This window comes from Micromonospora globispora, assembly GCF_003857015.1.
Lineage (GTDB): Bacteria > Actinomycetota > Actinomycetes > Mycobacteriales > Micromonosporaceae > Micromonospora > Micromonospora globispora.
Genome location: NZ_QGGF01000062.1, coordinates 1 through 5,600, shown reverse-complemented (window position 1 = coordinate 5,600; position 5,600 = coordinate 1). Strand labels below are relative to the sequence as shown.

The following is a 5,600-nucleotide window of genomic DNA, read 5'->3' as shown; positions in this document are numbered from 1 at the left end:
CCGTTGCGCCGGCTCGACGGGGCGGTCGAGGTGCACACCCGCCCGGCGCCCGGCGGACGCGGCACCGAGCTGGCCGCCCGGCCGGTGGGCGGCGAGTCGAAGCTGCCGGGCATGGCCGCCCACCTGGTCGGCGACGACCCCGGCCTGCTGATCCGGGCGGCGCTGCGGGAGGCCAAGCAGCTGACCGAGACCGGCGAGGTGCTCCGGGCCGACCGCTCGCCGGTGGACCGGCCGGGGGTGCCCGGGTGAGGGCGCTGTGCTGGGAAAGCGCCGACGAGCTGGCGGTACGGCAGGTGCCCGATCCGGAGCTGCGCAACGCGCACGACATGATCGTCCGGGTCCGCCGCAGCGTCACCTGCGGCGCCGACCTGCCGCTGCTGGCCGGGCGGGTGCCGTTCCTGACCGCCGGTGACGTGCTGGGCCACGAGTTCCTCGGCGAGGTGGTCGAGGTCGGGCCGGAGGTACGCCGGCACCGGGTCGCCGACCGGGTGGTGGTCTGCGCGGCGATCTCCTGCGGCCGCTGCTGGTTCTGTCGGCAGGGCCTCTTCGCCTGCTGCGACAACGGTGGCACCGGTGCGGCGGCGACCGAGTCGGCCTGGGGTCAGCCGACCGCCGGCTGCTACGGCCATCCCGCCCCGCTGGGCGGCTTCGCCGGCAGCCACGCCGAGTACGTCCGGGTGCCGTACGCCGACGTCGGGGCGTTCCCCGTGCCGGAGCCGGTCAGCGACGACCGGGCGGTCTTCGCCTCGGACGCCGCGCCGACCGGGTGGATGGGGGCCGAGCTGGGCGAGGTCGGGCCGGGTGACGTGGTCGCGGTCTGGGGCGCCGGGGCGGTCGGCCAGCTCACCGCGGGGGCCGCCCGGCTGCGCGGCGCGGACCGGGTGATCGTGATCGACCGGTACGACGACCGGCTGCGGATGGCCGAACGGCACGCCGGCGCGGAGCCGCTCAACTACCGGTACGTCGACATCCCGGCGGAGCTGCGGGAACGCAGCGGCGGCCGGGGCCCGGACGTGTGCGTGGAGGCGGTCGGCATGGCGTCCGAACCCCCCGGGTTCTTCACCGGGCGGCTGGGGGCGGAACGACCGCTCGCGCTGCGGGAGGCGGTGCACGCCTGCCGCAAGGGCGGCACCGTCGTCGTCCTCGGCACCTGGACCGGCTTCGTCGACACGTTTCCGCTCGGCGCGGTGATGAACAAGGGGCTGACCCTGCGCAGCGCCCGGCAACACGGCCAGCGGTGGATTCCGATGCTGCTGGACCGGATGGCCCGCGACGAGCTGCGCACCGAGCACCTGGCCACGCACCGGCTGCCGCTGGAGCGGGGCCCGGACGGGTACGCGCTGTTCCGCGAGCGGACCGACGGCTGCGTCCGGGCGGTCTTCTGCCCGTGATCCCCGGGCGGGCGGATGGCACACTCGGCGGATGCGTAAAGACCGCCCGTACGACCTCGTCCTGTTCGGCGCGACCGGCTTCACCGGCGGGCTGACCGCCGAGTACCTGGCCCGGCACGCCCCGGCCGGGCTGCGCTGGGCCGTCGCCGGCCGCAACCCGGCCAAGCTGGCCGCGGTGCGGGACCGGCTCGCCGCGATCGACCCGGCGCTGGCCGGGCTGCCGCTGCTGACCGCCGACGTGACCGATCCGGAGTCGCTGCGCGCCGTCGCGGAGAGCGCCCGCGTCGTCGCCACCACCGTCGGCCCGTACATCCACCACGGGGAGCCGCTGGTCGCCGCCTGCGCCGCGGCCGGCACCGACTACCTGGACATCACCGGTGAGCCGGAGTTCGTCGACCTGATGTACGTGCGCCACCACGCCGAGGCGGTCCGCACCGGAGCCCGGATGGTGCACGCCTGCGGCTTCGACTCGATCCCGCACGACCTGGGCGCCTGGTTCACCGTCAAGCAGCTCCCGTCGGACGTGCCGATCACCGTGGACGGTTTCGTCCGGGCCGGTGGCCGGTTCTCTGCCGGCACGTACCACTCGGCGCTGACCGCGTTCTCCCGGACGGCGCAGATGAGCCGGGCGGCGAAGGAGCGCAAGGCGGTCGAGCCCCGGCCGGAGGGACGCCGGGTCCGCGCGGTGCCCGGCAAGGTGGGCCGGTCGAAGGAGATCGGCCGGTGGGCGGTACCGCTGCCCACCATCGACCCGCAGGTGGTGCGGCGCTCGGCGGCGGCCCGCCCGGAGTACGGCCCGGACTTCCGCTACCGCCACTTCGCCGCAGTGAAGCGGCTGCCGACCGTGCTGATCGCCGGGGTCGGGCTGGCCGGCCTGGTCGGGCTGGTGAAGCTGCCGCCGACCCGGCGCTGGCTGCTCGGCCGGCTCTCCTCCGGGCAGGGGCCGAGCGCCGAGCAGCGGGCGAAGTCCTGGTTCACGGTCCGCTTCGTCGGCACCGGCGGCGGTCGGAAGGTGCTCACCGAGGTGGCCGGCGGCGATCCCGGGTACGACGAGACCGCGAAGATGCTCGCCGAGTCGGCGCTCTGCCTGGCGTTCGACGACCTGCCGGCGACGTCCGGGCAGGTCACCCCGGTGACCGCGATGGGCGACGCCCTGCTCGACCGCCTGGTCAACGCCGGCCTGACGTTCCGGGTGCTCGACTCCGGTCCGGCGGCTTGACCCTCGACCGGGTTGAGGGCACAGGATCGGGCGTCGTGGAGAGCGAACTGCGCAGCATCGGCGAGCTGGCCCGGGCCAGCGGCCTGACGGTGAGCGCGCTGCGGTTCTACGACCGTTCCGGGGTGCTGGCGCCGGCGCTGGTGGACCCGGTGACCGGCTACCGCTGGTACGCCGACGACCAGGTCGCGCCGGCCCGGCTGGTGGCCGGGCTGCGTCGGGTCGGCATGCCGCTGGCCGAGATCGCCGCCGCGCTGCGGCACCGGTCCGAGCCGGCGGTGGTCGGTCGACTGCTGGACGCGCACCTGCGCCGGCTGGAGGACGGCCTCGCCGACGCCCGTCGTGAGCTCTCCCGGGTCCGTGCCCTGATCGATCCGGAGGAGATCCCGATGACCACCCGCCTCGTGCTGCCCCGTGCCGACCTCGCCGCCGCCGTCGACGCGGTCCGCTTCGCGGTCGGCGCCGACCCGGAGCTGCCGGTGCTGGCCGGCGTCCTGCTGGAGGTCGAGCCGGACGGCGTCCGGCTGGTCGCCACCGACCGGCACCGGATGGCGGTGGCCCGGGCCGGCGGAAAGGTGGACGGCCCGCAGGTACGCGTGCTGGTGCCGGTGGACGCCGTCGACGAGCTTCGCGTTCTGCTGGACACCGGCGTCGGGATCACGCCGGAGGCGCACGTAACAGTGGCGGCCACCTCGGTGACCGTCTCGGTGGCCGGCCGCACGGTCACCGCCGCGTCCCTGCCGTACGACTTCCCGGACTACCGTCGGCTGCTGCGCGGCCACGTCACCGGCGCGCCGGCGCACCGGGTGGCGGTGGACGTGCTCGCCCTGCGGAAGGAGTTGACCGCCGACGGGGCACCGGTGCTGCTCCGGGAGCACGAGGGGGTTCGCGCCGAGGTGACCGTGCTCGGGCTGGACGACCGGGGCGGGCTGCGGGTGCTGGCCGGGGACGAGCAGGCGGACGGCGTCCGGATCGGGGTGAACCGGGAGTACCTGCTCGACGCCCTCGACGCCGGCGACCGTGGCCAGCTGGTGCTGGAGCTGGACGGGCCGATCGCCCCGCTGGCCGTTCGACGCCCGGACGACGAGCACGCCTTCTCGATCCTGATGCCCGTCCGGCTCTGACCCTGGTTACGGGTGCGGGACGGGCGGAACGGGACGCGACGGTAGCATCTGGGGGTCCCACCTGACTGCCTGGACGGAGGCGTACGAGCAGCATGCTCGACATGGAGTTGATCCGGAAGGATCGCGAGGCGGTGGCGACCGCGCTGGCGAAGCGTCTGGATCCCGCCGAGGTCAACCGGGCGCTGGACGAGATCCAGCGGCTCGACCAGGAGCGCCGCGCCCTGATCACGGAGATCGACGCCGAGCGGCAGCGCCGCAAGGCGGAGGCCCGGGCGTACGCGCAGGCGAAGCGGGCCGGCAACGCGCCGGAGCCCGTCGCGCCGGAGGCCGAGCGCAAGCAGCTCGCCGAGCTGGAGTCCCAGCTGGACGAGGTGCAGTCCCGGCTGCGTGGGGCGATGAGCGAGCTGCCCAACCTGCCCGCCGACGACGTCGTCCCCGGCGGCAAGGAGGCGAACCAGGTCGTCAAGACCTTCGGTGAACCGCCCGTGATCGAGAAGATCCGCGACCACGTCGAGCTCTCCCGCGCCCTGGGCCTGGTGGACCACGAACGCGGCGTGAAGCTCGGCGGCTCCGGCTTCTGGATGTACACCGGAGTCGGTGCCCGGCTGGAGTGGGCGCTGCTCAACTGGCTGATCGAGCAGAACATCAAGGCCGGGTACGAGTTCCTGCTGCCGCCGCACCTGCTGCTGGACAGCGCCGGCTTCGCCGCCGGGCAGTTCCCGAAGTTCTACGACGACGTCTACCACCTGGACAAGCAGTCCGCCCCGCGCGGCCAGTTCCTGCTGCCCACCGCGGAGACGGCGATCCTCGGCGCGTTCCAGGACGAGATCCTGGAGACGGCAAAGCTGCCGCTGAAGGCGTTCGCCTACACCCCGTGCTACCGGCGCGAGGCGGCCGGCTCGCACTCCGACGAGCGCGGAACCGTGCGCGGCCACCAGTTCAACAAGGTGGAGATCTTCCAGTTCACCCTGCCCGAGCAGGCGGACACCGCGCTGGCGGAGATGGTTGCCCACGTGGAGAGCCTGGTCGAGGGGCTGGGCCTGCACTACCAGCGCAGCCTGCTCTCGGCCGGCGACGCCAGCGCGTCGATGAAGAAGACCCTGGACATCGAGGTCTGGATGCCGAGCACCGGCAAGTACAAGGAGGTCTCGTCGGTCTCCTGGGCCGGCGACTACCAGGCCCGCCGGGCGGCCATCCGCTACCGGGAGCCGGGCGGCAAGCAGACCCGCTTCGTGCACACCCTCAACGGCTCGGCGCTGGCCACCAGCCGGCTCTTCCCGGCCATCCTGGAGCAGTTCCAGCAGCCCGACGGCTCGGTGCTGGTGCCGGAGGTGCTCCGCGACAAGCTGGGCATCGACCGGCTCACGCCGGTCCGCTGACCGTTACGGCACCGGCGGGGGTCGGGCTTCCCGACCCCCGCCCTTCCGCTTCCGTCACCCGGCCAGCGCGGCGACCCGCTGTGTGAGTGATTCGCCGTCGAGGAATCCCTGGTGGACGACCCGGCCGTCGCGGTCGATGATCAGGAAGGTGCTCTGCTCGACCACTTCGAACCGGCGCCACAGCGCTCCGGCTCGGTCGTCGATCTGCGGGGTGCCGGCCAGGTCGAACTCGCGGACGAAGTCCTTCATGGCCTGCTGCTCGCCGAGGCCGGCGACGCCGACGATCGGCACGGTGTCCCGGTACTTCGGCGCGATCTCGGCGACCGTCCACGCCTGACTGGCACAGGTCGCGCACCAGGGCGCCCAGAACCAGAGCACCACCGGCTTCCCGGCGAGGCGGGCGGCGGAGAAGGTCGTACCGTCGAGGGTCGTCGCGGTGAACTGGAGGGTGTCCGGCACGCGGGCCGGGACCGCCGGCGCGGCGGAGGCC

Annotated in this window: 5 protein-coding genes and 1 pseudogene; 5 read left to right on the top strand and 1 reads right to left on the bottom strand. The window is 74.1% G+C overall.

Translation table 11 applies throughout. The annotated features are described in order from the left end of the window. From DKL51_RS02085 to serS, 5 genes and pseudogenes are all read left to right on the top strand, one after another. A pseudogene (locus DKL51_RS02085) lies at positions 1–249 on the top strand (hypothetical protein); the annotation flags it as partial. After that, positions 246–1,391, top strand: a complete 1,146-nt coding sequence (locus DKL51_RS02080) for a zinc-dependent alcohol dehydrogenase (RefSeq protein WP_109947611.1) — start codon at positions 246–248, stop codon at positions 1,389–1,391. The pseudogene DKL51_RS02085 and the gene DKL51_RS02080, both read left to right, overlap by 4 nt. Before the next feature lie 31 nt (positions 1,392–1,422). After that, positions 1,423–2,610 carry a saccharopine dehydrogenase family protein gene (locus DKL51_RS02075; protein ID WP_109947612.1) on the top strand — a complete coding sequence of 396 codons (1,188 nt, stop codon included), beginning with the start codon at positions 1,423–1,425 and terminating at the stop codon, positions 2,608–2,610. Between the two features lie 47 nt (positions 2,611–2,657). Continuing rightward, on the top strand, positions 2,658–3,731 hold the full coding sequence (locus DKL51_RS02070; RefSeq protein ID WP_109947616.1) for a DNA polymerase III subunit beta family protein: 1,074 nt from the start codon (positions 2,658–2,660) through the stop codon (positions 3,729–3,731). A gap of 92 nt (positions 3,732–3,823) precedes the next feature. Beyond that, the gene (serS, locus tag DKL51_RS02065; protein WP_109947613.1) at positions 3,824–5,110 is read left to right on the top strand and encodes a serine--tRNA ligase; all 1,287 of its coding nucleotides are present in this window, start codon (positions 3,824–3,826) and stop codon (positions 5,108–5,110) included. A 54-nt stretch (positions 5,111–5,164) separates the two neighbouring features. Here serS and DKL51_RS02060 read toward each other — a convergent pair. Further along, positions 5,165–5,600, bottom strand: a 436-nt coding sequence (locus DKL51_RS02060; protein WP_124811661.1) for a TlpA family protein disulfide reductase, incomplete at its 5' end; no start/stop codon positions are given.